The 26,267-nt window shown below is 56.4% G+C and carries 19 protein-coding genes; 8 read left to right on the top strand and 11 right to left on the bottom strand.

All coding sequences use genetic code 11. The features are described 5' to 3' along the window. Positions 1-24: 24 nt before the first annotated feature. From ACR0JE_RS15830 to ACR0JE_RS15815, 4 genes are all read left to right on the top strand, one after another. Positions 25-1,602 (top strand): ABC transporter substrate-binding protein, encoded by a 1,578-nt coding sequence (locus ACR0JE_RS15830; RefSeq protein ID WP_480864845.1) that lies wholly within the window; start codon positions 25-27, stop codon positions 1,600-1,602. A gap of 70 nt (positions 1,603-1,672) precedes the next feature. After that, positions 1,673-2,620, top strand: coding sequence for an ABC transporter permease (locus ACR0JE_RS15825; RefSeq protein WP_480864844.1), 948 nt, complete (start codon positions 1,673-1,675; stop codon positions 2,618-2,620). Next, the gene (locus ACR0JE_RS15820; RefSeq protein ID WP_480864873.1) at positions 2,620-4,500 is read left to right on the top strand and encodes a dipeptide/oligopeptide/nickel ABC transporter permease/ATP-binding protein; all 1,881 of its coding nucleotides are present in this window, start codon (positions 2,620-2,622) and stop codon (positions 4,498-4,500) included. Before ACR0JE_RS15825 ends, ACR0JE_RS15820 begins: the two co-directional genes overlap by 1 nt. Further along, positions 4,497-5,459 carry an ABC transporter ATP-binding protein gene (locus ACR0JE_RS15815; protein WP_480864843.1) on the top strand — a complete coding sequence of 321 codons (963 nt, stop codon included), beginning with the start codon at positions 4,497-4,499 and terminating at the stop codon, positions 5,457-5,459. The genes ACR0JE_RS15820 and ACR0JE_RS15815 overlap by 4 nt, the downstream gene beginning before the upstream one ends. A gap of 255 nt (positions 5,460-5,714) precedes the next feature. On the opposite strand, the gene ACR0JE_RS15810 is transcribed toward ACR0JE_RS15815, so the two are convergent. The 5 genes from ACR0JE_RS15810 to ACR0JE_RS15790 form a co-directional block, all read right to left on the bottom strand. Next, positions 5,715-6,656, bottom strand: coding sequence for a sulfotransferase family protein (locus ACR0JE_RS15810; protein ID WP_480864842.1), 942 nt, complete (start codon positions 6,654-6,656; stop codon positions 5,715-5,717). A gap of 29 nt (positions 6,657-6,685) precedes the next feature. Next, positions 6,686-7,888 (bottom strand): glycosyltransferase, encoded by a 1,203-nt coding sequence (locus ACR0JE_RS15805; protein ID WP_480864841.1) that lies wholly within the window; start codon positions 7,886-7,888, stop codon positions 6,686-6,688. Between the two features lie 33 nt (positions 7,889-7,921). Next, complete coding sequence (locus ACR0JE_RS15800) at positions 7,922-9,010, bottom strand: glycosyltransferase (protein ID WP_480864840.1); 1,089 nt, start codon at positions 9,008-9,010, stop codon at positions 7,922-7,924. Between the two features lie 58 nt (positions 9,011-9,068). Then, positions 9,069-9,776, bottom strand: a complete 708-nt coding sequence (locus ACR0JE_RS15795) for a hypothetical protein (protein WP_480864839.1) — start codon at positions 9,774-9,776, stop codon at positions 9,069-9,071. 67 nt (positions 9,777-9,843) lie between these two features. Then, positions 9,844-11,364 carry a lipopolysaccharide biosynthesis protein gene (locus ACR0JE_RS15790; RefSeq protein ID WP_480548239.1) on the bottom strand — a complete coding sequence of 507 codons (1,521 nt, stop codon included), beginning with the start codon at positions 11,362-11,364 and terminating at the stop codon, positions 9,844-9,846. Positions 11,365-11,723: 359 nt separating this feature from the next. On the opposite strand from ACR0JE_RS15790, the gene ACR0JE_RS15785 reads away from it, so the two are divergent. From ACR0JE_RS15785 to ACR0JE_RS15775, 3 genes are all read left to right on the top strand, one after another. Continuing rightward, on the top strand, positions 11,724-14,909 hold the full coding sequence (locus tag ACR0JE_RS15785) for a glycosyltransferase (protein WP_480864838.1): 3,186 nt from the start codon (positions 11,724-11,726) through the stop codon (positions 14,907-14,909). A gap of 208 nt (positions 14,910-15,117) precedes the next feature. Next, positions 15,118-15,366: a hypothetical protein gene (locus ACR0JE_RS15780; protein ID WP_480864837.1), complete on the top strand. Its 249-nt coding sequence runs from the start codon at positions 15,118-15,120 to the stop codon at positions 15,364-15,366. A 180-nt stretch (positions 15,367-15,546) separates the two neighbouring features. After that, positions 15,547-16,554, top strand: a complete 1,008-nt coding sequence (locus ACR0JE_RS15775) for a glycosyltransferase family 2 protein (protein WP_480548245.1) — start codon at positions 15,547-15,549, stop codon at positions 16,552-16,554. Here the strand turns inward: ACR0JE_RS15775 and ACR0JE_RS15770 are convergent. Together ACR0JE_RS15770 and ACR0JE_RS15765 are read right to left on the bottom strand one after the other, a co-directional pair. Then, positions 16,513-17,856 carry a glycosyltransferase family 2 protein gene (locus ACR0JE_RS15770; RefSeq protein WP_480864836.1) on the bottom strand — a complete coding sequence of 448 codons (1,344 nt, stop codon included), beginning with the start codon at positions 17,854-17,856 and terminating at the stop codon, positions 16,513-16,515. The genes ACR0JE_RS15775 and ACR0JE_RS15770 overlap by 42 nt on opposite strands. A 70-nt stretch (positions 17,857-17,926) precedes the next feature. Next, positions 17,927-18,643, bottom strand: a complete 717-nt coding sequence (locus ACR0JE_RS15765; RefSeq protein WP_480864835.1) for a sugar transferase — start codon at positions 18,641-18,643, stop codon at positions 17,927-17,929. 639 nt (positions 18,644-19,282) lie between these two features. Here ACR0JE_RS15765 and ACR0JE_RS15760 point away from each other — a divergent pair. Continuing rightward, a complete protein-coding gene (locus tag ACR0JE_RS15760; RefSeq protein ID WP_480864834.1) occupies positions 19,283-20,404 on the top strand; it encodes a glycosyltransferase in 1,122 nt (373 codons plus the stop codon). Here ACR0JE_RS15760 and ACR0JE_RS15755 read toward each other — a convergent pair. The 4 genes from ACR0JE_RS15755 to ACR0JE_RS15740 all read right to left on the bottom strand — a co-directional run bounded on the left by ACR0JE_RS15755 (position 20,359) and on the right by ACR0JE_RS15740 (position 26,211). Next, the gene (locus tag ACR0JE_RS15755; protein ID WP_480864833.1) at positions 20,359-21,732 is read right to left on the bottom strand and encodes a polysaccharide biosynthesis/export family protein; all 1,374 of its coding nucleotides are present in this window, start codon (positions 21,730-21,732) and stop codon (positions 20,359-20,361) included. The two genes, ACR0JE_RS15760 and ACR0JE_RS15755, sit on opposite strands and share 46 nt — an antisense overlap. Beyond that, the gene (locus tag ACR0JE_RS15750; RefSeq protein WP_480864832.1) at positions 21,725-23,941 is read right to left on the bottom strand and encodes a Wzz/FepE/Etk N-terminal domain-containing protein; all 2,217 of its coding nucleotides are present in this window, start codon (positions 23,939-23,941) and stop codon (positions 21,725-21,727) included. The genes ACR0JE_RS15755 and ACR0JE_RS15750 overlap by 8 nt, the downstream gene beginning before the upstream one ends. Continuing rightward, on the bottom strand, positions 23,938-25,218 hold the full coding sequence (locus ACR0JE_RS15745) for an O-antigen ligase family protein (RefSeq protein ID WP_480864831.1): 1,281 nt from the start codon (positions 25,216-25,218) through the stop codon (positions 23,938-23,940). Before ACR0JE_RS15745 ends, ACR0JE_RS15750 begins: the two co-directional genes overlap by 4 nt. A gap of 219 nt (positions 25,219-25,437) precedes the next feature. Beyond that, positions 25,438-26,211, bottom strand: a complete 774-nt coding sequence (locus ACR0JE_RS15740) for a family 16 glycosylhydrolase (RefSeq protein ID WP_480864830.1) — start codon at positions 26,209-26,211, stop codon at positions 25,438-25,440. Positions 26,212-26,267: the final 56 nt, after the last annotated feature.

The raw sequence follows: 26,267 nt of genomic DNA, 5'->3' as shown, positions 1-26,267 counted from the left end.
AACATCACAGCGGAGGTAAAGCCAATGTCGCTCTTTTCTTTCACACGGCGGACACTGCTGGCTTCGGGTGCGGCGATAGCGCTGACCCTCGGAGCGGTCAGCGGTGCCACGGCTCAAACGCCGCCCGGCGTCCTTATTGTCGGGCAGATCGCGGAACCAAAGGCGCTTGATCCGGCGGCGGTCACCGCGGTCAACGATTTCCGGATACTGATGAATGTCTATGACGGGCTTGTCCGCTACAAGGATGGCACGCTGGAAGTTGAACCGGCGCTAGCGAAGGATTGGACGATTTCCGAAGACGGTACGGAATACACCTTCATCCTGCGCGAGAGCGTGACCTTTCATGACGGCAGCCCATTCAACGCTGAAGCGGTTAAGTTCAACTTCGACCGTATGCTGGACGAAAACCACCCGTATCACGACACCGGCCCGTTCCCGCTGGCGTTCTTCTTTTCTGCTGTCAAAAACGTCGAGGTGGTCGACGACCTTACGGTGATATTCAAACTGAACGCTCCGTACGCGCCATTCCTGTCGAACCTCGCCTACCCAACGGGTTTGATCGTTTCGCCTGCTGCCGTGGAACAGCACGGCGCCGACTTTGGGCGCAATCCTTCGGGAACAGGTTCATTCACCTTCGCCGAATGGCGCGCCAACGAGGCGGTGGTGATCGAAGGCAACCCCGATTATTGGGACGGCGCACCCTCGCTTCAAGCAGTCGTCTTCCGCCCGATCACGGATGCCAATACGCGGACCGCAGAGATGCTGGCAGGCGGCATTGACCTGATGGTTGAGGTTCCGCCGATTGCGCTGAGCCAGTTCGAAGGGGATCAATACACCGTTCACGAACAGGCCGGACCGCACGTCTGGTTCCTGATCCTGAACGCGAAAGAAGGGCCATTTGCCGACGTCCGCGTGCGTCAGGCCGCGAATTACGCGATCAACAAAGAAGCTATCGTGAACGACGTGCTCGAAGGTACGGCTGATGTTGCGGCCGGTCCTACACCGCCTGCATTTGCATGGGCTTACAACCCCGATCTGGAGCCGTACCCCTATGACCCCGACAAGGCGCGCGAACTTATCGCCGAAGCCGGTGTCGAAGGGGCAGAGCTGACTTTCTACGTAACCGAAGGCGGTTCGGGTATGCTGGACCCGGTGGCCATGGGCACCGCGATGCAGGCCGACTTAGAGGCTGTGGGATTCGATGTGAAGATCGAGACCTACGAGTGGAATACCTTCCTCGGGAACGTGAACCCCGGCCTCGAAGGCAAAGCTGACATGGCACAGATGGCTTGGATGACGAACGACCCGGATACGCTACCATTCCTGGCGCTCCGCACATTGGCCTGGCCGGACGAAGGCGGGTTCAACTCGGGCTACTATTCCAACCCGAAGGTCGACGAATTGCTTGAAGCGGCCCGCGTTGCGACCGATCAGGACGAGCGCGCGGCACTCTACAAAGAGATGCAAACCATCGTTCAGGAAGACGCGCCTTGGGTCTTTGTCGCGAACTGGAAACAGAATGCTGTCACAAACGATCGAGTCGAAGATTTCGCGCTTCAGCCGTCGTTCTTCCTTCTTCTCGACGACATTGTGAAAAACTGATCTTCCCTGAGGGGGGCGGGTCTTCGGGCTTGCCTCTCCGCATTTCTCAGACAAGCGCACGGGGCGAGTGATGACGGGCTACATTCTGAAACGGCTGCTTTCAGCGATCCCAGTTCTGTTTGGTATCACGATCATCGTCTTTCTCATCATGGCGTTGATCCCGGGTGATCCGGCGACGGCCATCTTGGGAAGCTATGCCACGCCCGAAAACGTCGAAAAGCTCAACCGCGATCTCGGCCTGGATAAGCCTCTGGTGCAACAGTATTTCATCTGGCTCGGCAACATGCTGACCGGCGACTTTGGCACCTCGTTTGCGCTCAACAGGCCGGTCATCGATGAGGTGATGGAGCGGTTTAACGCGACGCTGGTCCTCGCCGGAACCGCATTTGTGCTTTGCTCGATCTTCGGGGTCGCCGCAGGCGTCATTTCGGCGGCCAATCAGTATGGCTGGGCCGACAAGGGGATTACCTTCTTGGTGCTTTTGGGCATCTCTATCCCGTCGTTTTTCCTTGGTATGATGATGATCCTGTTCTTCGCCGTGAACCTCAGATGGTTCCCGGTGTCGGGCATGTGGCCAATCTATGGTGACCGAGATTTCGCAGCCCTCCTTTCGCACCTGACGCTTCCCGCCATCGCACTTGCAGTCGTTGCCACCGGCGTTATTGCCCGTCTGGCCCGGTCAGCAATGTTGGAGGTCTTGCGGCAGGACTTCATCCGCACTGCGCGTGCCAAAGGCGTGGCCGAAGGCGGCGTTATCTGGCGTCATGCGCTCAAGGCCGCGATGGTGTCGATAATCCCGGTGCTGGGCATTCAAGCGGGTTTTGTCCTGTCGGGCGCCGTATATATTGAAATCGTTTTCCAGTGGCCGGGAATAGGTCGGATGCTGGTCGATGCCATCCTCAAACGCGACATCCTGCTGGTTCAGGGCGGGGTGGTCCTCGTGGCAGCCTGCTACGTGCTTTTCAACATCGCTGTCGATGTCGCGCAAAGCCTGCTTGATCCGAGGATCAAGACATGATGGCGTTTCTCAAACTGCTCGCGCGGAACCGGCTTGCTCTGGGGGGTGGGATCGTGCTGTCGCTGGTTATCCTGCTGGTTCTATTGACACCGCTACTGCCGTTGGCCGACCCGGATGTAACGGACACTGGCAACCGTTTTAAACCGCCGTTCTCGGAGGGCGCGATCCTGGGTACCGACCACCTCGGACGCGATCTCCTGTCACGGCTGCTCTGGGGCACGCAGCTTTCACTTGCAGTTGCGTTCGCCGCGGCAATCATCGCCGCGACCGTCGGAGCAGCTATCGGAATTGCCGCAGGTTTCTATGGCGGCCGAACAGACAATATCATCATGCGCGGCGTCGATATGCTGATGGCGTTTCCCTATATCCTCCTCGCGCTCGCCATCGTCGCGGCCCTCGGACCGGGACTGTTCAACGCGCTGATTGCCGTTGCTGCGGTGAACGTGCCGTTCTTTGCCCGTAACATTCGCGGCATCACCGTCGGCATCGTGCACAAGGAATTCGTCGACGCTGCGCGGCTATCGGGTATGTCGAATACCCGGATCATTCTGACCGAAGTTCTTCCCAACGTTATTCCGGTCGTCATCATCGCGATGTCGACAACCATTGGCTGGATGATCCTGGAGACGGCGGGCCTGTCATTCCTCGGCCTTGGGTCGCAGCCACCGCAGGCCGATCTTGGCTCCATGCTAGGCGAAGCGCGCTCGGCGCTGATTACGAACCCGCATACGTCGATTGTGCCTGGGATCATGATCCTGATCATCGTGATGTCGATCAACCTTCTTGGTGACGGCGTCCGTGACGCGCTCGACCCGCGCCTGAAATCCGGCGCGCTGTCACGGCCAATGGCAGCGACGATGGTAAAGCGCGATACACCTGCGCCTGCGTCCGAAGGTAAGGGATTGCTCGAAGTTCAGGAGCTGCAAACGCAGTTCCATGTCAAGGATCGCGTCTATCGCGCCGTCGGCGGCGTCTCGCTGCATGTCGAAAAGGGTGAATGCCTCGGTATCATAGGCGAGTCCGGGTCGGGCAAGTCCGTCACCGCGCTTTCTATCATGGGCCTCGTCGCTTCGCCGCCAGGCGTTATTACGGGCGGCGCAGTCCGGTATGAGGGCGAAGACCTTGTTGGCGCGCCCTACAAGCAACTCCGCGATATGCGCGGACGCAAAGTTGCCTACATTTTCCAAGACCCGCTCGCCACGCTTCATCCGCTGTACCGTGTCGGAGAACAGCTTGCAGAAGCGATCCGTTCGCATCGACAAATCGGCAAAGAGGAAGGCCGCGCGAAGGCAATTGAATTGCTCGAGGCGGTGCGTATCCCGAACGCTGAGATGCGGATCAACGATTACCCGCACGAAATGTCCGGCGGCATGAGACAGCGTGTCGGAATCGCCATGGCGCTGGCCAATGATCCCGATGTTATCATCGCCGACGAACCGACAACCGCGCTCGATGTGACGGTTCAGGCGCAAATCCTCGCTCTTCTCGACGACCTCAGAAAGTCGCGTGGCCTAGCGATCGTTTTCATAACACATGACTTTGGGGTGGTGGCGCAACTTTGCGACCATGTCGCTGTCATGTACGCGGGCCACATCGTCGAGGAGGGCCAAACCACCGATATTCTCGACAACCCCCGCCACCCCTACACCGCGCGTCTGATGGCTTGCGTTCCCGAACTCGGCGAAGGGAAACGGCGGCTCGAAGCCATTCCGGGCCTGCCGCCTATGGTCGACAACCTACCTGCCGGCTGCGCCTTTGCTGACCGCTGCAACAAGGCACAGGATGCCTGCCGCAATCGCGACATACCGTTGGAACGCGACGGCACGCGCGCCGTTCGGTGCCTGTTTCCCGAAACACCGCGCAAGGAGGCCGCGGAATGAGCAATGCACTGACGCTCGAAAACCTGTCAAAAAACTTCCCCATGGGGCGGAGCCTTTTTGGTGCGGCGTCCGGCTCCGTGAAGGCGGTGCACCCCATTACACTTTCGGTCAAAAAAAACGAAACCCTAGGCATTGTGGGCGAGTCCGGCTGCGGAAAGTCTACGCTGGCGCGGATGCTCGTTGGCCTCCTGCCACCGACCACGGGTACGATACAGATAGAAGGCGCAGCACTCGACAATGCGGACCCGGCGGATTTTGGTAAACGCATACAATACGTGTTCCAGGATCCGATTTCCTCGCTCAACCCTCGAAAAACGATCCGCCAGATCATGGAAGCGCCGCTCAGACAGCTTCACAGCATGGCAAAACCCGAACGTGATAAGCGGATCGCGGAGATCTTCGCAAGCGTGAACCTGCGCGAGGAGTTTCTCGAACGCTACCCACACGAGTTCTCGGGCGGACAGGCCCAGCGGATCGGGATCGCGCGTGCCCTGGCTGCAAATGCTCGGATTCTTATCCTCGATGAACCGGTTTCCGCGCTTGATGTTTCGGTGCAGGCACAGGTTTTAAACCTGCTCGCTGATCTGAAGAAAGAGTTCGATCTGACCTACCTGTTCATCAGCCATGACCTTGCGGTTGTCGAAGCGGTCAGCGACCGGATCGCGGTGCTTTACTTCGGATCGGTTGTGGAACTTGGTCCGGCCAAGGTCGTATTCGCCAACCCCCGGCATCCCTACACAAAACTGCTCGCCGACAGCGCGCCGGTGGTCGGTCGTGCATTGACTGCGCCGGAGGCGAAAGGGACAGAACTCCCGAACCCGCTTAACCCGCCGCCCGGATGCGCCTTCGCTGCGCGGTGCCCTTGCGCAACCGATCGCTGCCGATCTCATGTACCCAAGTTGGAAGACGTCGGAAGCGGTGCTCAGGTTGCTTGTTTTCATCCGCTTGCCGATGTCTGAACATTAGTTTGCAATTACCCAAGCATGATCGGCACCTGAAATCTTGCAATGGAGGAGCCACCCACAGATGCCATTCGCAACAGAGATTTTTAGCACCTACTTCGGATCATAAGCCGCTAGGGATTGATGGGTGGTGTTGTCACACCGGTTAAGTTTGCCTTTGCAAGCAGGATTAGGACAACAGTAAACATCTCCATTGAAATCGATCATCGAAGAACAATTGTCGGCTTTTGCCTACCCTTGATCCAATCCGAGTCATTGAAAGAATCCCGGCCAATGATTGGCCAAATTCACGTCGAGAAGTTCCGAGAGACCGGCGTTTCGATCTGAAAGATGATGGCAAAGATACGCGCGCGTTTTAGGGCGCATCGAAGATGGTGGGTTGTCTTCAGTCAGCACCCGTTTTGCCACAAAGCGAAACCAGTGCCAGTACGCTTTATTCGCAACTCGAAACAAAAACCTGCCGTCGTCACCGAAGTGTCGGGCGTAACGGTACCGAACCAGAAACTTGCCCACGCGATTCAGATGCAGCAATGTTTTTGTTCGGGCTGGGTACTTTGTCCTGTTGTGCCAGGTCTCAACTTCATCGAGTGATATATTTGGAATACCGAGAAAGTTAGCGACGCCGTCCATGGCCGCTTGCTGATTGGTTTTGAACTCCTCGAACAGAACCACATGAACGCGATCCTTTCCCAGAGCTGAAAAAAACTGGCGCAACGCGGGTGCGTAGGTTGATCCCAGTATGATCGAAGGTTCTTCGCTCAACGCTTTTTCGAATGACAGGCAAGTACGCCCACTGCGGACCAAATGCCAATATTGGGAAAACGCGCGTTCAACCGGATCGCGCAGCATGAAAATAACCTTTACCGCGGGGTCTGCCGCCCCGATACGAAAGGCAGCAACATCAGACATCAGATATGTGGTCGTGTCCTCGCCTATAAGACAGCCTTCGGAGGCTTCTGAGAAACGGCTGTGATACCAATCGCGCAAAGCCGGAGCCTTCGGATCACGCCAGACCAGATCCTCACCGTCCATCTGAAAGAAATCGCGATGCGCAACCGGATCATCGGCATCAAAAAAGTACAATTCGTTTTTCGCCATCCAAACACCAGGGTGCTGATCCAGCACCTGATGCAATGAGGTCGTTCCACATTTCGGCGCCCCTCCGATAATGAAATCCGGTGTTTCCAAAGTCATCGACTCCAAAATGGCCATTCGTTCAGGCGTTAAGACAGCTTGATGGGGGTGCGGGTGCTTCTGGGTCCAATTGTCGGCGCTTGTTTCAGCAAGGCCTGACAGCGATCCAGGAACTGGATGTTCTGCTGGTCCTCGTTGAACTCGCTCTCCACCTTTTTCCGTGCTGCCTTGGCAAGGGCTTTGGCCAGATCGGGGTTTTGAGCCAGAAGGACGATGTTTTTGTAGAACCCTTCTGCATCGCGCTCATCCGCCAGCATCCCGGTCTCACCGTGGGTCACAAGCTCGGGAATGCCGGAATGGTTCGTGGTGCAAACCGGTGTACCCAATGCCATTGCTTCCATCAATGTGACCGGGATGCCTTCCTGATCACCATCCCTGGCCGTCAGGCTTGGCACAAACAAAACATCCGCACCCGCTATCTGATACAGCGCATCCTTGTGCGGCAACGATCCCAGAAATTCTATGCGATCCCCGAGCTTTGCGTTCTCCACCTGATCGCGCAGTCGATCCATTAGGGGACCATCCCCGCCTATGTCATAACGCCAATCCAGTTCAGGGTGCCTCTGACGCAGCAGGGTCAGCGCCCTGATCGCTGTTTCTAGCCCCTTTTTCTCAACCAGCCGACACACGCTGAAAAACCGTAGTGTTGTTCCGAACGATGGAGAGGAAAATTCGTATTCCGAGATCGGGATACCGAGATGCCGGGTTTCAACATGATCTGACGGTGCGCCGCATTCCACAAGTTGCCGGGCAAACTGCTCATTTACGGTGACGTGCAGATCTCCTTCGGCAAGAAGGTCACGATAGCCCGCCAAAGCATCACGCCGGTATTCAACGCTGACATCGCGACCATGGAAAACGGTCACAAGCGGGGGGCGATGTTTCCAGCCACGTTGTGCCCGAGCGACCGCCCTCCCCCGAAACCCGAAATGCGCAACAACAACATCGGCATCGATCTGACGTCGCCACGCAGCTCGGTCCAGCTGTGCGGCGATCCGACGAGACCATGAACTGGGTAGAACCTTAAAGATACGTGGCTGTTCGCGTGGCCAGATGATTGTCTTCACATTGCCAAGCAAGCTTTCCTGTTCCTCTGAAAGAGCAACGTCCGTGCCGACCGTCTTGCGCGCGACAATCACCTCGTGCCCTTGCCGCACGGCGTGAAGCACCTGCGAGGTCACAAAGGTTTGCGACAGAACCGGAAAGCTTGAGACACAAAAGCAGATCTTCATAGCCCGCTTCCTTGGGTGATCGAAGTCCGCATATCAGGCTGGAACGCTGGCATCTTGCTCAGACACTGCGCGCTTGAGCACCGAAATAAAAGTGTCATGCTGGCGATGGAAGTTCAGCTCGGGCCGTTGAGCGTAGGCCAACGCTTTTTCGGACAGATCGGCATAAGCGATGTCATCGAACCAGAGTTTGCGCAGCGCGGCGACCCAGTCTTCGGTCGGTGCATCATGGGGCAGGACAATACCGCCAGGTCCAATAGCCTGACCCAGCCCACCACTGTCCGAGCCGACAACAGGGATACCACTACAATGGGCCTCGGACGCGACGCGGCCCCAGGCTTCTTCCCACTGGCTTGGGGCCAACAGGACCTTTGTGCGGCCGTAGACCCTCGACATATCCGAGGTTCGGCTCATGTAAGTTACATTCGGTAACTCGGCGATCTCAGCCATGATCTGTTTGAAAAGCCCGTCCCACAAGGTCCAGGCCTCGACAAACAAGAAAGGAATATCGGGACATGCGCGCGCCATGTCGCGAGCCACCTCATATCCTTTTTTGGGGTGGATGTTGATCAGTGTCGCAAACTCTTTTGTCGAATCGCAGCTGTATTCTTCAAAGTTTATGGTCGGGGTGATAACTGTGCAGTCGATACCATAAGCGTCGCGATATGCTCCGGCCGTAAAGTTAGAATTAGCGATGAAACTAGCACCCGGAATGGCGCTGACATCGCCATCATTCTCATTGAATTCTACATTTCGTAGATAAAGCACAACGGGCAGGCCCATCTTTGCGAACTCATGCCCCAGATGGGCCGAATGGCGTGTCTGGATCACAACGACATCGGGCCGGAAATGCCGGGCAGCTGCGGCGATCCGATGCGGATCGGTCGGCTCCCACGTACGCATCACCTCATAACCTTGCCTTTGGTCGATACTGAACGGTCGGCCTGTCATCTTACGTTGCACGCGCATTCGAAAACCAAAGACCCCGCGCCCGGAAAAGCCGCAATAAACTGCACAATCGTGGCCCTGTGCTATACTCTGTCTGATCAGGTGATCGGTGCTGTTCTGGGTTCCGCCGCTGGCTTCGGGCAACCAGCTATTCCCGCCGGCAAACAGAATTCGCATCGTCAAAACCTTCCAAATTCGTATGAAAACAGCGGGCTCAATGACGTCTGAGGAAAACTCATGTGCAAGATTCTTGGCATGATACCGCCTTCCACATTTGGCAGGTTTGTGTGAACAGGGCGGCGTCCTGCGCATAAATACTGCGCAGATGATCGGCCGCCGATTGCGGCAGCTCCGAGCGCTGCCCGATTGTTTTATTGGCATGTTTAAGGGCACTAGGGGCCACACCGGCAAATTTCTCCAGCCCCTGCGCTATCCTGTGAAACGGGATCAAATGATCTACCTTGACGACATCACCGTCAGAGATGAAGTCGTTTTGGGGGCGGAAGTGATAATACCGCATGGAGGTAGCCCGAAACGCTGGGTTATTGCAGAACCGGTTCAGGAACGCGTCAATTGAGCGATCCCCGATCATACGTGCGCCAAATCGTCTGTCTTGCTCGTTCCGTCCGCCAGATTTGAGATAATCGAATGCCGACCGGAACCGATCCACCGGATCACGTAATATCGCGATCTTGGGAAGAGATTGCCAGGCGCGCGGACAAAGCGCCTGAACCTCGCGCCATGTGCGGTGACGAACGTGATAGCCATAGATAACGTCCTCGACCGAGGTGCCCGCGTTCTTGGGAATATGAATCAGAATCAGCCCGCGTTTCATATAGACGTCATCAAGGTTTGGATCAGGTTTGGGATGAGACCGCGCAATCATCCGACCGGGCGCGACCTGCCAGCTGATCCGGGTTCCGATCTGTTCTAGATAAGTCAACGCAGTTCCCCCGCCATCCAACGGTGAGTGGCACGCTGTTCGACGAGATATGGAGTTCCTATTCGCATCAGGCGTGCTTTCCCGATCTGGGCCGACGGAGGGTTCTTGCCGCCTGGATGAGCAGCTGCTTCACCTCGACCAGAATCTCGCGCCCGTAGGAGCTGAATGTCAAAACAACCACAAAAACCAAATAGCTCAGCGTAGTCCCCATCAGCAGTTTCAGCGACGCAGTATCGGGCAGCGCGTGGTGGCTGCCCCAAACGACTGCATAGGCGGCAAGCCCGGCGCAAAAAACCGGCAAGATATGCTTGCCCAAGCTGTCTCGACCAATTGGTCCTTTTCGGCTGACAAGAGCCCAAAGCGGAAACAGCTTCAGGACCGTGACGGCGGCATAAGCCACTGCAACTTCCCTCACACCGTATTGCACACCCCACAGAAAGGACCCGCAGGTCACCACGGCTGACGCGAGGCCCCAAAATGCCATCTCGGTCGTACGCCCCTGACTGACAAACAGCCAGCCCGTTGGATTAGCGAGCGGTTGAGCCAGGGCGGCGATTCCCAAAGCCGCAAAAATTGGCGCGCTGTCGGCCCATTGCGCGCCTAAAAGAAAGGGAACCGCCGTCTCTGCCATACCGGTCATCGCGGCGACGCCGGGCAGGATCGCGAGCTGCATCAACCCAAAGACACGAAAAAATGCACGGGCATAGCGCTCAGGCTCATCCTGCATACGCGAAAGGACAGGCACCATGACCTGCGACAGAGGCTGAGCCACCCGGTTCAGCGGAAACAGTATCAGCTTGTAGGCGCGGTCATAAAACCCAAGCGCCGCGCTGCCCCAGACCCGACCGATCAGAATACTATCCAGATTGCGCGACAGAAAATTCGCCAGCTTGAAGCCGGTGATCCCGGCGCCAAACCCCAACAGGTCGGCGGTCCCCGGCGCAAGGCCGGGTTTTGCGGGACGCCAGTCCACCCAGACCCAGACCATCATAGACCCGACAAACCCGCCCACTAAAGTACCAGCGACCAGAGCCCAGGGTGAGGGCGAACCAAGAGCCCACAGGATCGATGTTGCAAGGGTGGCCAGCGCAACCATTCCGCTGTTTATCGCGATCCGCCCAAACATCATTCGGCGGTTCAGCAGCGCAAAATGCTGCGCCCCAATGGCGGTCAGCATCATGCCAAGCGCCATCGCTCGGATCAGCCAGATCAGGTCTGGTTCATTGTAGAATTGTGCGATCAACGGTGCCATCAAGATCAGGAAAATCGTCAGGACAGCGCTCACGCCCATATTGATCCAGAACAGCGAATTGAGCTGACCGTATGTCAGCGACTTTTTCTGAATAACGGCTTGCAGCAGACCCATTTCCTTGAACATCGACAAGAAGGCGACAACCGGACCAATCATCGCGATACGGCCAAAGTCGGCAGGCATCAGCAGGCGCGACAGAATGAGGACCGAAGCGATCTGACAGCCGACTGTCACACCCTGGCTGAGCCCGGTGTAAAAGCTGCCCTGCAGAACGGTACCTTTGTAACTGTCATGAGCAACAGTTTCGACTGCCTCATGAAGTCCATGTTGAGCCATTGCGAGGTTCTTTCCGACAATCCGACATCGTGCGTTGGGGCGACCTAAGCACAGCCGGATGTGACTCGCCCATCCTTTGCAGTTGCAGCATCCTTTTTAGCAAATTCCCGCCATACGGGTGCCCGACAAAGTGGCAAACCCGCTTATTTCCCACGCGAAAGATTTAAAGCGGACATCTGCGCCCTAAGCCGGCACAGCATTCGACTATTGCCGTAAGATTCCGCACATCGACGGTTTCCTGCTCATTTCAACCCGGACATCGGCTCTGTTTCGCCTGCCGTTGACTCCGGCTTTGACAATCGCCGAAGCGCGCGCCTAGCTACAACCCATAGCTGCATCCGTGGTGGGATGATCGACCGATGACGACTCAGAGCCACAAGTATCATGATAATTTTTCTGCATGTTGCAGGAGCTCCGACGGACAGAGGCGTATCCTTTATCTGGCCCATGATCTGGATGACGCCGCGATCTGGCGTCGGGTTGACATGCTGCGTCTGGGCGGTGCGCAGGTCACGGTTGCCGGGTTTCGTCGCCGCACCGGTACTTTGCCGGAAAATGCTCTGATTCTGGGACAAACCTACAACGCCAGAATGCTGCAACGCGTGCTGTCTGTGCTGCAACAACGCATGCGCTTGAAGGCATCGTTTTCGGACATCCCGCATCCCGACACTATTTTGTGCCGCAACCTTGAGATGCTGGCATTGGCCGTCCCGTTGCGTCGTAACCTTTCGAAGGGTCGGCCCGTTTCGCTTGTCTATGAGGTTCTCGATATTCACCGGCTGATGGTTGGCCCGTCGAAACCTGCACGAGCAATGCGCTGGATCGAGCGCCGCCTGTGCCGGGGAATCGATGGCCTATTCATATCGTCTCCGGCCTTCCTACGCGCCCATTTCGAGGCCTATGAGCAGTGCCAAGCACCGGTCTTTCTAGTTGAAAACAAAGTGGTCAATGCTGCTTCCCCAATACCCAAGCCCAGCGAGCACCAATGTAAGGACGCGCCGTTGCGCATCGGCTGGTTCGGGATACTCAGGTGCCCTTTCTCGCTGCACAGTCTCGATGCGCTGACACGGGCGCGGCCGGGCCGCTATCAGGTCATTTTGCGCGGACGCCCAGCCCTTGACGCTCTCCCTGATTTTCACCGGATCGTAGAGGCCAACCCGGACCTGCAGTTCGAAGGACCCTATATGTATCCGGACGATCTGGCGCGCATCTATAGCGGAGTCGATCTTGCATGGTTGATCGACCGATATGATACCGGAAGCAACTCCGACTGGCTTCTGCCAAACCGCCTCTATGAAAGCGGGATCAATCAAGTCCCGCCAATTGCCCTCGCCGGGACCGAAACTGCGCGACGTCTGAACGAACTGGAACTGGGGCTGATCCTGGATCAAGCGGATAACGATGCCGTCATCAATATGATGGATAAACTGTCGTCTGAAACCCTCGAGCATCTACGCCATGCCCAACACACCGCACCCCTCAGCAGTTGGAGGACAACCGATCAAGAGGCCCGCGACCTTGTAGACGCAATAGCAGGCCAAAAAGCCGAGCAACATGTTGATACATCACAGGACGCGGTTCTGATCGTTGTGCCGACACTGAACGAAGCCGCGCATATCGCAGCTGTCATCAATGGATTGACGGGTTTTCTGCAACGCAGGCTGCGACGCGGCGCTCTGGTGCGTCTTGTGATTGCCGATGGTGGATCAACAGATGGCACGCAAGAGATCGTCCGCGACCGGATCGCCGCTTTGCCGCAATTCGACATTCGGCTTTTGGACAATCCCTCCCGTATCCAGAGCGCAGGGATCAACGCCGCCTGCGCCCGGTTCGGGGATGATATGGATTGGCTGCTGCGCCTGGATGCGCATTCCAGTTATCCCGACAATTTCATTGATATTCTGATGGATGAGGCCCAAAAAAACAGCGTGGCAAGCGTCGTTGTTTCCATGAACGCGGTTGGCACGACCCCAATGCAGCGCATCATCGCACTCACCCAGAACACTCGGCTGGGCAATGGTGGATCGGCCCATCGCCTCGCCGGAACGGGACGGTTTGTCGATCACGGGCATCACGCCCTGATGCGGCTGGATGCGTTCCGGTCAGTGGGTGGATATGATGAGAGCTTTTCGCATAATGAAGATGCGGAACTGGACTTGCGGCTGACGCAGGCAGGGTATCGCATCTGGCTGACATCCCGCACGAAGTTAACCTATTTTCCGCGCCCATCTCTTGTGTCACTTTTCCGGCAATATCTCAATTTCGGTCGAGGGCGAGCACGTACGGTTCTGAAGCACCAGTTGAGGCCGCGGCTTCGGCAACTTGTCATGATATCTGTTGCCCCTGCGATTGCTTTGGCAGCTCTGGCCCCGTTTGAGGTAGTCTTCGCCCTCCCGGCCGCCCTGTGGTTGCTTGCCTGTCTGATTGGTGGCACCTCGCTGGCGGTCGGTCGCAGCGATCCAAATGCGCTTGGTACAGCGCCAATTGCTGCCACGATGCATCTGGGATGGTCTCTCGGGTTCTGGCGGCAGATTCTTCTGCGCCCAGCCACATCACACTCTAGCCTCGCGCTGGCTCACCCCCCAGAGACTGCACCACTCTCAATCGACCATGTCGCCGTCGGGGTCTGCACTCATCGGCGACCGGAACTGCTCGGGACTTTGCGTTCATTGGAAGGCCAGGTACTGCCATGCGGAACCCGCCTATCAATCATTGTTGTCGACAATGACGATACTCCCACGGCGCGTGACATGGTCGAGAGCTTCGCCTCTGGGTCACAGCACAACGTGATCTATCGCTTCGCCCCCTCCGGTAACATCTCGATTGCCCGAAACGCAGCATTGGAAGAGGCCGAGCGTCGCGAATTAAGCGTCTTAGCATTCATTGATGATGACGAGATCGCACCCTCCGATTGGCTCGACAAGCTTATCACCCGGCTGGCAGACGCGAATGCCGATGTCGTTATCGGACCGGTAAGGGCTATCTATCCCACTGATGCGCCGCGTTGGATGCAGCATCTCAGTATCCATGACACACGACCTGAAACAGACGCAGACGGGCGACCCATCGCCGGACACAGTTGTAATGTGATCATGAATCTGGCGAGTGATGCGCTGACAGGACGCCGTTTCGATCTTGATCGTGGAATATCTGGCGGCGAGGATACGGCCTTTTTCAGGGCGGCGATGCAGGACGGCGCGCAAGTCATGTTTGCACCAACTGCGTGGTTGGACGAACCGGTGACCCCTGAGCGGGCAACAATTTCATGGCTGCTGAAGCGCCGGTTTCGGATGGGACAAACCCATGGGAACCTCCTGCTTCAAGATAACGGAACCCACGGGCGATTTGCCATGCTGCCGCTCGCTTTTGCAAAAGTGGCATATTGTATGGGTCTGGCGCTTGTAACTATCCCGGTTGCTGCTCAGCGCAACGCCAACCTCCTGCGGGGTGCGTTGCACATGGGCACAATTGCGTCACTGATCGGCTTTCGCGAAATCGCGATATACGGATCATCCTCTAGCAAGGGTCGCGTAACTAGAATCTGACCTGGATTCCCGCCAGGAATCCCGTGGACAGGTATCTAGAAATTTCCTCGATTTTGCTCAATTGACGTCCAGAATAGAATGCAATGTCAGGCAACAAGCGACGATCCTGAGCAAAACACTGTAGCAGGGTCGCGGACTTTTGCTGTAGGCTTTGTCGAACAATGGGCGAATTGAACCTCAATCTGCGTCCGTTTTGCTGGTGAAAACGATGCGATTGCCGATCTTCATAGCGGGTTTCTTTTTCTCTGTTGCTGTGGCGGCAGCGATTGGTATGGCCGCTGGCTTCAGCACCGGAAAGCTCATCCTATTTGTCATTGCCGTAGCGGTTGTTTTGCAGCTGGCATATGTAGCGGTTGTTGCTTTTCTAGCGGCAAACCAGAAGCGCAAACGTCAGGACAAAGAAGGCAAAACGCCATCCGCCCCAACGGCACAAGTGCCTCAAGAGACTGACGCGTGATACCAAAATCGCTCTTTGTAGGTAAACGCTCAAAACTATAGCAATGCAAGCGGTCGACTGCCGAGACGCCAGCGCAGACTTAAATGGCGCTTGGACGCAAACGGCAGATCGCATACGATTTTTACATCAAAGTACCCGTCCTCGGTGCCTTTCGACTTTGCTCAAACCGGTCCAGTCTCGATGCGCCCCAGCGTTGCTGTCCTAATCGCCGCCTACAACGCGCAAGACACGCTGTCACGGGCGATCCAATCTGCACTTGCCGAGCCGGAAACGGCGGAAGTGATCGTGGTGGATGATGCCTCGCAAGACGAAACCGTAGCCATCGCCGCTTTCGAAGCTCAACGAGACCCGCGTGTTCAGCTCATCTGTCAGGACAAAAACCAAGGACCTGCGGCCGCACGCAATCGAGCCTTAGAGGTCGCCATTTCCGATTTCGTGGCTGTTCTGGATTCGGACGACCAGTTCTTGCCAGGGCGGTTAAGGCGGTTGTCGTCAGAAACAAACTGCGAGGTGATCGCTGACAACATAGCGTTTGTCGCGCCGGCACAACTGGAAGCGGCAACAACTCAGGATTGGTCGGAAATCGCGTCCGAGTTTTCTTCACTTGGAACCGTCGATTTTGTGCTCGGCAACTTACGCAGGCCCGGTGTATCGCGCGGAGAGCTGGGGTTTTTGAAACCCATTCTTTCGCGCGCGTTTCTAGTCAAACATAACTTGCGCTATGATCCAGCGCTCAGGCTGGGCGAAGACTATGATCTTTACGTAAGAATGTTGCTCGCCGGCGCGCGAATGAAGCTAACGCACAGGCCGGGATATGCCGCAGTTGTGCGGTCAAATTCGTTGAGCGCACAGCATGGCGCTCAAGAGCTGGAGCAGTTCCAGAAAGCGTTGGAGGCGCATTTGCTTATGGGACCTCACGCACCCGACCTGACCAACGCGATGCGGGCGCATCTAAAAGATGTTCGTCAAAAACATGATCACAGGGTCTTTCTTAACCTGCGTCGCACACAGGGTTCGGCCGCTGCAATCCAATATCTTCTGGATGCGCGCGACAGGGCCTGGCCCGTCATACACCAAATCGCACGAGATAAACTTGGGCTCAGTAAAATGGCAGATGAGGCTGCCCCCGAGACCGGTGCGCGGTTGCTATTGAGCCCTGACAGAGCTGTTCCCATCCCGGGACTCTAAGATCTCCAGCATCGCGTTTGAGGGAATGCTAGCGGCCTTCGCTTCTTCTGCGGTAAGAATTATCCGCGCTGAGTTCCAGTCAGGCACGTAGCCCAACCCATCCAAACCTTCCAAACCTATTGCGATAATGTGGACCGGGCCTTTTGCGGCCAGTTCTGTCAGGCGGCACGCCATTGCATATCGGTTTGACTCGCTAGATGGAGACCAAGCTTCGACCGGAACGCTTACCGCATCCTCAGGTGCTTCAGCAGACGAAATCTGCTCGGACAAGGCAAGCACAACGGTTCTAGGTTCCGAGATGTGTCGATCCGACGCGGCGTGTCGGCGGCGGTTCCAACGGTCTGCCAGGCTGGCCACCAGATCCATCACAAGCTTGGGGCGCCGCAGCAGTTGGCGGCACGCGCTTAGTGTATCGCGCGTTGTAATCGCAACCACCAGATGCTGATAGTGTAAGGTGCGTACAAGACGTTGTCGCCGAGTTGCCAGCGCTGCGTACAAGCCTTCATCGCCCACCGATTTCGACAGCGTCGCTGCCGAGTCGTGAGCTGCAATCAAGTTCTCTAGCGCAGGCACGGACAGACGGTGTGACAAAGACCCCGAATGCCGTCGATAGAGATAGGTTGGCTCGGGTGTTACCCAGAACGTGGCGCCGCCGATCAGCAGGCGGCAATATAGATCAAAGTCCTCTCCGATCCGAAGCGTTTCGTCGTAGCGCAGCGCACGCAAGGCATCGCGGTGGATCATTGGTTTAAGATAACCAAGCGATGCCAGCCCTAAACTGGCTGTGTCACTTTTGACCAAATCGACGGCGGTGATGCGTTTAGCGGCATCCGTCGCAGCTTTTCCAAGCAAGGTCTGACCTGCAACATTCGCCGATCCAAAGCTCAGCAGATCATCGGCGATCATATTGGCGTTTAGCTGCGAAGCGGCGCACAGCAGGCGAGCAATCCGCTTGGGATGGATCACATCATCCGCATCCATGATGGCAATCCAATCGCCATTTGCGGCCTCCAACGCACGGTTTCTGGCTCCTGCAGGCCCTAAATTGTTCGATAATGCAATGATTGTAAGCCGACTGTCTGAGGCTGCCAGTATTTGCAATACCGCCACACTTTCGTCACTTGAGGCGTCATCAACAACAATAAGCTCCAGAGTGGAATAAGATTGATTCAGAACCGAAAGCACCGCCGCAGCTAGATAGGCGGAACCGTTGTAATTCGACATGATTACCGAAACCAGTGGCCTGGCCACCCCGGCCTCCGCAGGGCCATCGGCAATCAGGGTTGAGGGTTCTGCTTTCATGCGCGCGCTGCCCCGGTGGTTTCAGACAACGCACAGAACAGCGGAGCACCGGTACATTAACCCGCGAGGATTACGCGGTTTCATCCGACCGCAGCGCTGCTGGTAGAGTTTGCACAAGGATGGCGATGTCCGTCGCGGTGTTCACATTGGTGACATAAGCACGGTCATAGGCAACGCGGCGTTTGTAGGTCGTATTGTTGCGACCACTAACCTGCCACAAACCTGTAATGCCCGGGCGCGCTCGCAGATAGTGGCGGCTCGAAGGGCCATAGCGGCGCAGTTCATCAAACAAAACCGGGCGGGGACCAACAAGGCTCATCTCACCACGCAGCACGTTGATCAACTGCGGCAGCTCATCGAGACTGAGCTTACGCAAAACATGACCGACCGACGTGACACGCGGGTCATCACGCAACTTCTGGGTCTGCTCCCACTCCAGCCGCGCCTCCGGGCTGTTTTCTAGATGTTGTTGAAGGACCTCGTCGCTATTCACCACCATTGTCCGAAACTTTAGGCAGCCAAATGACCGTTTGCGATACCCCACGCGACGATGATGATACAGGATAGGACCTGGCGAGGTTGTGAATACCAGCAAAGCCAGTCCAAGCATCAGCGGCGAGAACACGACCAGCATGATCAATGCAACCGTTACGTCGAGTGCGCGTTTTGCCAACCCGCCAACAGGCGCGTTATCTGGCTTCGGACGGATCCATATCGCCTGCGCCGGGCCTAGCGCTGACACCATAATACTCTCAGCAGGAGCCGGTTCTGTCTCTAATGGTTTCATCACATCACATCCTCATTTCCCAGTTGCGTAACGCTGCAAATCAGCGCCGATGCCCCCTTAAATTGAAAAGACGATCGCCAACACGCATCACCCGATGCAGGCGAAAGTGATCTCTACCAGAGTGTCCTCATTACAAAGTTCCTTCTCGCATCTGTAGATAAGAAGGGTATGACAATTGCTGCAATTGCAAACTCGATTATCCGTGCGAGCGAAGCATTGCCTATGGATAACGGGTCGTTAACGTGGAATCCGCACATATAGATACGATTGCCGAGTATATTTTGACTTCGCCTGTGCGAGCTGCCTGAATTCGAGGCATCTACAGAACTTTTGTATTCCGATACAGTCGGGATGCCCGAATCTGACTCACGCTATGCGAGAGTGCTCAAAACAAGCACAAAGCAGTAAATTCATGAAAGCTGGATCGAACCCATGCTCAGAACGAATCGTTCCCGAGCTGAATACTAACGAGGTGACTCTGGTGCCTTGTGATCCGTTCGTTTCCGCCTACCGAAATCATCGGATCCGATTCACCATCAGCGTGCCGGTGAAGTTCTTGTCAAGATATGCATCTGATCGACCCGTAACCGCACGCCATAAGCTCCGCCGCTGAAGATCGAAAATGAGGTAAACCTGTCCATGCGCATTCTTTTTGGAAGTGCTCATCCGTATCTGCCGCAGATGTATGGCGGAGCGCAGACAAGTACGCACGAGCTTGTCAAACGCCTGCGCGCACGCGGGCACACTGTTGGAGTTCTAGCAGGTCTAACAGGCGAAGGCTGGCTGGGTCTGCGCAGCCGAGCGCAGCTCAAGTTGCATCGGCGCGGTTATGTACGCGACACTGGGCTTGGTTATCCTGTGTTCCGCGCGTGGTTTGCTCAAGAGGTCGTGGACCGTGTTGTAACTGATTTTGGGGCCGATGTGGCGATCTTCCAATCTCGGTTGCCGGTACAACTCGCCCAGTCGATCAACCGGGACGCAACACGCACGTTTATCTATCTGCGGAATGTTGAAGATGAGGATCTGGGCGGATCACCGAGCGACCTGACCAAAACGGGATACATCGCGAACTCTAACTTCACCGCGCAGCGATTTGCCGAAACAGAAGGCATTCATGCCGATGTGATTTATCCGATGATCGAATCCGAGAAATACCGCGTGATCTCTTCCCGCAGCAATGTGACCTTTATCAACCCGCATCCAAACAAAGGCGTCGATATCGCGCTGCAGGTGGCCGAAGCCTGCCCTGAAATTCCATTTGTCTTTGTACGTGGCTGGGGTTTGACACCTGAACAAGAGGCGCACCTGCAAACCAGCCTTGCCCGCCTGCCCAACGTCACGTTGCGACCATCCACAAACGACATGCGCACAATTTACAAAGATGCCCGCATTGTGCTTGCCCCCAGCCAATGGGAAGAGGCATTTGGCCGTATCGCCGCCGAGCCTCAGATCAGCGGCATCCCGGTCATAGCGTCCCGGATTGGAGGACTGCCCGAGGCTGTTGGGCCGGGGGGGGTGTTGCTGAAACGTAATGCCCCGGTTGAGGAATGGGCAAAAGCTGTACGTATGCTCTGGAACGACGAACAGATCTATTCGGCAGCGTCACAGGCCGCGCTCGATCATGCCGCAAGGCCCGAGATGAGACCGGAGCGTCAAATTGATACATTGTTGGATATTCTGTCCCGCCCCATCCCGCTGGACGGGACGCACCGCTGTCAGGAAGGAGGTACCTCGCCAGCCGCTTCCCCCGGAATGGCCTGAGGCGGGTCAAAAGGCAATGTGTTATTGAACGCATTGGGTGCCAGGCGGCGTACGGGTATCATATCGTTTGGCGCAGATGTTGAGAGAACGACTTCCAGAACATCTCCACCTTCAATCTTGTCGTCTCGATTTGCCGCGAAAGTGGTCGTGCCTTCGGGACCCGTTCTGGTGATCTGCAATCTGGGTGTTACGAGGTCCGAAAGCTCGACCAGCCCGTTGCCCGTGCGTGCCGCTTCGGAAAACAACGCGGCTTCTGTCTCCATTTTCACACCCAATTCAGCAATGGCAGCGCGCTGATCCTGCAATCCTTGAACACGTTCGCGGTCACGCGCGTTGGTCAGGTCCAGCCTGTCGCGGCGCGTCTCATTCAGCCGTTGTTCCGCGTTCAACCGCGCGGTTTCGACTTCGAGAAGCCGGACCTGTTGATCTGTAACCGCGCGTTGCAGATTGCTTCCTCGTACAACGGTGGACAAGCCGCGCTCGACGAGGCTGTTTGCGTTTTCAAGCTCTTCATTCAGTAGCTGCAATTGCCGCTCACGCAGATCGGCCTGTTGTTTCAAACTATTAATCCGGTCGAGCAGCAAGGCCTCTAGCTCGTCGATCTGGGCCAAATTCGACGCGAAGGCCGAGTTCTGCGACACCATGATCCGGCGCTCTTGGTCAAGCAGTTCGATCCCCAACGGTGAGGACTGGAGCTCGGGCGGGGTCTGGATTTCGGTGCCACTTTCCTCAGCCTCCAGCCGGGCCAGCCGGGCCAGCCGCCGCATCTTTTCAAGCTCCATGACGCGGTAGGTGCCAAGGGCACTCAGCGCATTGCGTTCTCCGCGCACCAACGCGGAGGTCGGTGTGTTGATCCCGCCCGACAGGCTCAGTGCCTGCAGGACTGTCATGCCCGGCACATGTGGGTAAGCACCCGGTGTCCGCACATCACCCAAAACATAGATCGGCGCAAATTCGGTGATCGTAACAATCGTCTGTACATCGCTACGCAAGCCCATCCGATCCTGTATTCGCTGCGAAACATCGGCGCCCAAATCATCGGGCGTCATGCCTGCCGCCTGTACGCTCCCGATCAGCGGCAGAGTCACCGCGCCGGTAGTGCTGACAGGATATGAGCCACCAACCGCGTCCCAGGATGCAAAAACCTCGTTCACCGGGTCCCATCGCCCGATCCGTATTTCAAGCGTTTGCTGCGGACCAATGGTTTCTGTGCCCACCCGAGGCTCGGGTTGTGATTGCGCGACAGCCACACTCTGGTGCGTCGCATTCAGCGCCATAGCATATGAAACGAGCCAAACAATGATGCGGAAATGCCGGTTTCTAAGCATTGATCTGAAGCTCCTCATAGCTGCCGGGGCCGATATAGCGCCGGGCCTGCGCCAGGTTGGCCTCTTCCAGAACCGTTGTGATCAAGGCCTCCTTGAAACGGGGATGATCCATTAACGCGTCAGAGATAAAGCTGGGCAACGTCTTACCCCACTGGATGCGAAGCAGCGTGGCATCGCACGCTTCCGCAAGAATATCGGAAGCGGTGGCTTGGCTCAGAGGCCTGAGCGCGAACAGAACAAAGCTGAATTTGCCGCGCAATTCACTGGCCAACATCATTAGGTCAGCACCTTGCGGTAGTGTCTGGCCGCTCCCTAATACAGTCTCCAGCACTTGTTGCAAGCTGGCGATTTCAACAGCTGCTGATTTACTTACGCGTAGCGTTTGCGCAAGCGCATCCTGATAAATCACCAATACCTTCCGCGACCCATCGCAGGACAGCCGTTCAGCAAGGTCCAGCGGCAAATCGGCCTCGGCCTTCAGACCAGATGAAAGCGGTGCGATTGCGATCAAAGCGCCTGTTGATTTCTGCAGAATGGTTTCGCAAGTCCCGGCCAGACGCTCCATTGTAAGGGTCTGAGCCCGCTCAGTGCCCGCGTCGTTGCGGCTTTTGGGACCGGGCAACAAGCCTGCGCAGTTTACTCCGACCTCCTCTCGCAGGGTTGAGACGGTGCGCACGGGTTTCGGCATCAATTCGCGAGTGGCCCCTATCGACGCTCCCAGCAGACCACCCAGAAATAGCCCCGCAAACAGCATTGCCTTCTTCTGCGGGCTGGATGGCGCCTGCGGAATTTCTGCCGGAGATATGATTTTAACCGACGCGATAGGAAAGTCCTGTTGCTGCATAGTGACTTCTAGCCGCGCCAGATAGTCGCGATAGACCTGAGCATAGGTTTCCGAGATCGCCTCGAGCTGTTGCAACCGGCCCCTCAGGGCCACGTTCCAATCCGTTGTTCCTGTTATCGCGGCCAGATCGGTCCGCAACGACTGCTCTCGGCCACGTGCAATATTGTAGGCAACGCGCGCGGCCTCAGTCGCCTGCTGCAACTCGATCTTCAGGGCATTCTCCAATACTTGAATACTGCCATTGAGTTGCTGTACCTGCGGATGATCCGCCCCAAATTGGCTGATAATTTCTTGCCGCCTCTGGCGAGCATTCAGATAGTCACGCCGCAGTTCCTCGCTGATCCCGGCCGCGAGTCCTTCGACCAAAGGAACTGCGATGATCTGATCACCATCAACCGCCTGGGCGCTCAGCGACTCCATGCTTTCAAGGTAAGCTTCTGCCTCTGCCGCCGCTGCTGCGGCTGTCATCAACTCGCTGGCAAGTTCAGATTGCTGCTGCTCGGTCAGCAGATCGCCGCGCACTTGCACCAAGTCGTTTTCGGTCCGGAACTCCTGCAAAGCCGATGCGGCATCGATGCTCTTTTGCTCGAGCTCTTCCAATCGTTCGCGCAACCATTCTTCTGCCTTGGCCGCCACCTCGTTTGTCGTCAAAAGCTGAAAGCTCTCATAGGCTGAGCCATAGCCGCGCGCGATCTGCGCAGCCCGCGTAGGATCAAAATCCGCAAACGCAATTTCAATCACCAGGCTGCGTCCCGATCGTGAAACCGACAGCCGATCACGTAGAATCCGAACCGCACGATCCCGATCCGTCAATTCCAGATCAAAGTCGGGTATTGCGTTGTCATCCGGGCCAGCTTCGCCCGCTACCGAAGTATTCTCGTTCGCGCGGGCGGGCGGTTCCGGTGTCAGCAGTCGAGCCAACGGGCGTGTTACGGAAGAAATCGTCCTGCTGATTTTTTCGGTCAATCCAACCGGCGGCGACAGAAAATCGGTATCTTTGTCCAGTTGCAGCAAATCGACCACCTGATAGGCCAGAGCTCCGGATCTGATGATTTCCATCTCGCTTTGTACTGCCGTATCCGACCGGACGGCATTGGGCAGGGGCGATACCTCGTTTAGCAACTCGGCACGTTCTTCATCCAGCAGCACTGTTTCTACGGCTGTGTATTTTGGCACCGATCCAAGGATCATCATCACGGCAATGGCGATACCAGTCATCGCAAAAGCCGCAACCAACAGCATTTGTCGCCGAACTGCACGTATCATCGCTCCGAAATCGACACGCGGTTCGTCCCGATAACCGGCAAGAAGATGGGCGTTGTCCTTGGTCCAATGGATGCGCCGTTCCTGTACCGGGCCGGTCATATCAGGATCTCCGTTGCGTGTCGGGGGCGTCGCGTTGGCATGGCAAGGCGCGTTGCGTGGCGGACGTTGCGATTGTGATCGAACAGCCGCAGAAGCGCGAAGGCGACCAGAAAGGTTCCGACCGTGTGGGGCGTAACAAAATCGACCTCGGCGACCGACCGGACAACAAACAGCACTGACAGTCCCGAGATCAGCATCAGAGATCCTACGCCACCCCGGCCGAGAGCGGCGCGAAGCGGCATCAGGATCAGCAAAAGACAAAGCCCAACCACAAGGCCCAGCCCAACCACCCCGGTGCCCACATAGGTTTCAATCAACAGGTTGTGGAAATGGAACCCGGTTCGACCAGTGATGTAGAACTCTTGCCAGAGCACCTCGGCCTCGGGGCGTCCACGCGTCCAGAAGGCATTATAACCAAGGCCCAGAACCGGCTGATTAGCGCCAAATTCAAATGCTTTGCTCCAAAGATATGTGCGACCCGTCAGGCTGGAATCCTTGCCAAAGGCCGCAAGCACGGCGTCGAATGCCCCCAAACGATAAGATGCCACCGCCATCGCAGCACCTCCGGTCACAGCCAGAAAAACCGCGGCTCGCCGCAGCCAGGGCGCAAGCAACAGGACAAAGCCAACAAACAGGATCGCGGAAAAAGCAGCAAAGGCGGATAGCAGCGATGTTGCTGAATCCGACATCCACAGCATGACGATCCCCATTAAGCCGGTGACAGCAGAGACAGGTATCAGTGCGCCACGCGTCCGAAAAACCCAGATCAACGAAAGCGAGAAAACTATGGCGAGCGTGGCGAAATACCCCAGCTGGTTTTTCGATGAAAAGGCGCCGTTAAAAGCATAACTCCCATCAATATAGTCATAAGAGTAGCCGCCATTCATCGCCGAATATGTCAGGATCAGCAGGCTACCGATGGTCCCCCCAAGCGCCAGATTGGCGACAGAGGTGATCCGCGCAGCGACAAGACCTGCAAAGAAGGTAATACCATATTGGATTGAAGCACGCAGAGTGGTCGACGGCGCATCGCTCCACAATACGGACAAGGCAAAGAAAAACGGAACCAAAAGCAGTAGGACCACCGGCCCCGGACGCGCCAACAAGATGCGCGGGGCAAGTGCAAAGGGCAGAATCCAGCACCCGTAGAAGGCGAGGATCACCAAAGGTCCGAAACTCACCGAATAGGCAAAGGTGACCATCGACGCCACGATGGCCGGTACGACATAAGCTGTGTTCCGTTCAGGGTCGATGATTGAGGCCAGTCTGACGTTCATACGGTCTTAGCCAATTCCAGTTGATCCCAGGAGGTGAAAATGCGCTGTGCAATTTGCAACCCAAGGGTATGGCGTAGGCTCAGGTGCCGCATTGAGGCGCACAAAACAACAAAAGCCCGTAGAGCCAGCGCCAACATCGCCGTAACTTGCCCAAAAAATGAACAAGCTACCTCAGCTGAGAGCACCTTGGGCTCACATTTAAAACGAACAAAGGCGGGCTCAGGGCACATCCATACCATCCCGGCACAACAGTGATTGTGCAAAGGCGCAGCCTTGCCCAAGCTTGGTATAAGCGGCCCATTCGACCTCCAGTTCCTGCGGCGTAGAAGCGGCATCGAACTTTCCCATCCAACTCACAAGTGTACCCGTCGACCACAGGCTGAGATACATCTTTTGCGGCTCATTCGGTAAAGCATCACCGCGAAGGTCTCGGATAAGTTCTCCGTCAATGAACCAACGAACGCGCCCAGGCTCCCAAACAAAAGCATAGTCATGGAATGCGTTATCATCAGGTCGTGCGATCAACTCTGTGTTTTCGCTGTCGCCCCGAAAGTGGACATTCGTCTGGAGTACCGGATTATTCGGCGCAATAAACTCAAAGTCGATTTCATTGTGTGGCCGGTCCTGCGGCGGGCCAATGAAGGTGAACATATTTGCGTTCATACCGCGTGCATATGGCACTTTCATGCGCGCCTCAAAGGTTCCGTATCCGAGGCGCGCATGTGTCTGGATTTCACCGCAACTAAACTGACGGTCTTTCTTTGCATGATCAGTTAAGGACAACAGCAGTTTCCCATCCTCAACCTTCACTCGGTCCTTGTGCCAAAGGCAGCTCTGATGATCGCCATTCGCCCAACCACTTGAGACAAACCAGCGGCTTTTCACCAGCTCGTCAAACGGATCAAAAAACGAGCCATCTTCCTCTGCCGCTACACCAGAGGTTATCAATAGCGAAATGCCAACGAGACCGGATCGTGCAAGATGCAACGTCATGCCCTGTACCAGATATTGTTCACGGATATGAATCGTCTCGCCCACAAATATCCGGC

Source organism: Ruegeria sp. H3, assembly GCF_056533095.1.
Note: the sequence above shows the minus strand (reverse complement) of the source record. Positions and strands in the feature narration are given on the sequence as shown.

Coding starts and splice junctions, on each gene's coding strand:
- ACR0JE_RS15830 (WP_480864845.1), top strand. CDS start 25: ATGTCGCTCTTTTCTTTCACACGGCGGACACTGCTGGCTTCGGGTGCG.
- ACR0JE_RS15825 (WP_480864844.1), top strand. CDS start 1,673: ATGACGGGCTACATTCTGAAACGGCTGCTTTCAGCGATCCCAGTTCTG.
- ACR0JE_RS15820 (WP_480864873.1), top strand. CDS start 2,620: ATGGCGTTTCTCAAACTGCTCGCGCGGAACCGGCTTGCTCTGGGGGGT.
- ACR0JE_RS15815 (WP_480864843.1), top strand. CDS start 4,497: ATGAGCAATGCACTGACGCTCGAAAACCTGTCAAAAAACTTCCCCATG.
- ACR0JE_RS15810 (WP_480864842.1), bottom strand. CDS start 6,656: ATGACTTTGGAAACACCGGATTTCATTATCGGAGGGGCGCCGAAATGT.
- ACR0JE_RS15805 (WP_480864841.1), bottom strand. CDS start 7,888: ATGAAGATCTGCTTTTGTGTCTCAAGCTTTCCGGTTCTGTCGCAAACC.
- ACR0JE_RS15800 (WP_480864840.1), bottom strand. CDS start 9,010: ATGCGAATTCTGTTTGCCGGCGGGAATAGCTGGTTGCCCGAAGCCAGC.
- ACR0JE_RS15790 (WP_480548239.1), bottom strand. CDS start 11,364: ATGGCTCAACATGGACTTCATGAGGCAGTCGAAACTGTTGCTCATGAC.
- ACR0JE_RS15785 (WP_480864838.1), top strand. CDS start 11,724: ATGACGACTCAGAGCCACAAGTATCATGATAATTTTTCTGCATGTTGC.
- ACR0JE_RS15780 (WP_480864837.1), top strand. CDS start 15,118: ATGCGATTGCCGATCTTCATAGCGGGTTTCTTTTTCTCTGTTGCTGTG.
- ACR0JE_RS15775 (WP_480548245.1), top strand. CDS start 15,547: ATGCGCCCCAGCGTTGCTGTCCTAATCGCCGCCTACAACGCGCAAGAC.
- ACR0JE_RS15770 (WP_480864836.1), bottom strand. CDS start 17,856: ATGAAAGCAGAACCCTCAACCCTGATTGCCGATGGCCCTGCGGAGGCC.
- ACR0JE_RS15765 (WP_480864835.1), bottom strand. CDS start 18,643: ATGAAACCATTAGAGACAGAACCGGCTCCTGCTGAGAGTATTATGGTG.
- ACR0JE_RS15760 (WP_480864834.1), top strand. CDS start 19,283: ATGCGCATTCTTTTTGGAAGTGCTCATCCGTATCTGCCGCAGATGTAT.
- ACR0JE_RS15755 (WP_480864833.1), bottom strand. CDS start 21,732: ATGCTTAGAAACCGGCATTTCCGCATCATTGTTTGGCTCGTTTCATAT.
- ACR0JE_RS15750 (WP_480864832.1), bottom strand. CDS start 23,941: ATGACCGGCCCGGTACAGGAACGGCGCATCCATTGGACCAAGGACAAC.
- ACR0JE_RS15745 (WP_480864831.1), bottom strand. CDS start 25,218: ATGAACGTCAGACTGGCCTCAATCATCGACCCTGAACGGAACACAGCT.
- ACR0JE_RS15740 (WP_480864830.1), bottom strand. CDS start 26,211: ATGACGTTGCATCTTGCACGATCCGGTCTCGTTGGCATTTCGCTATTG.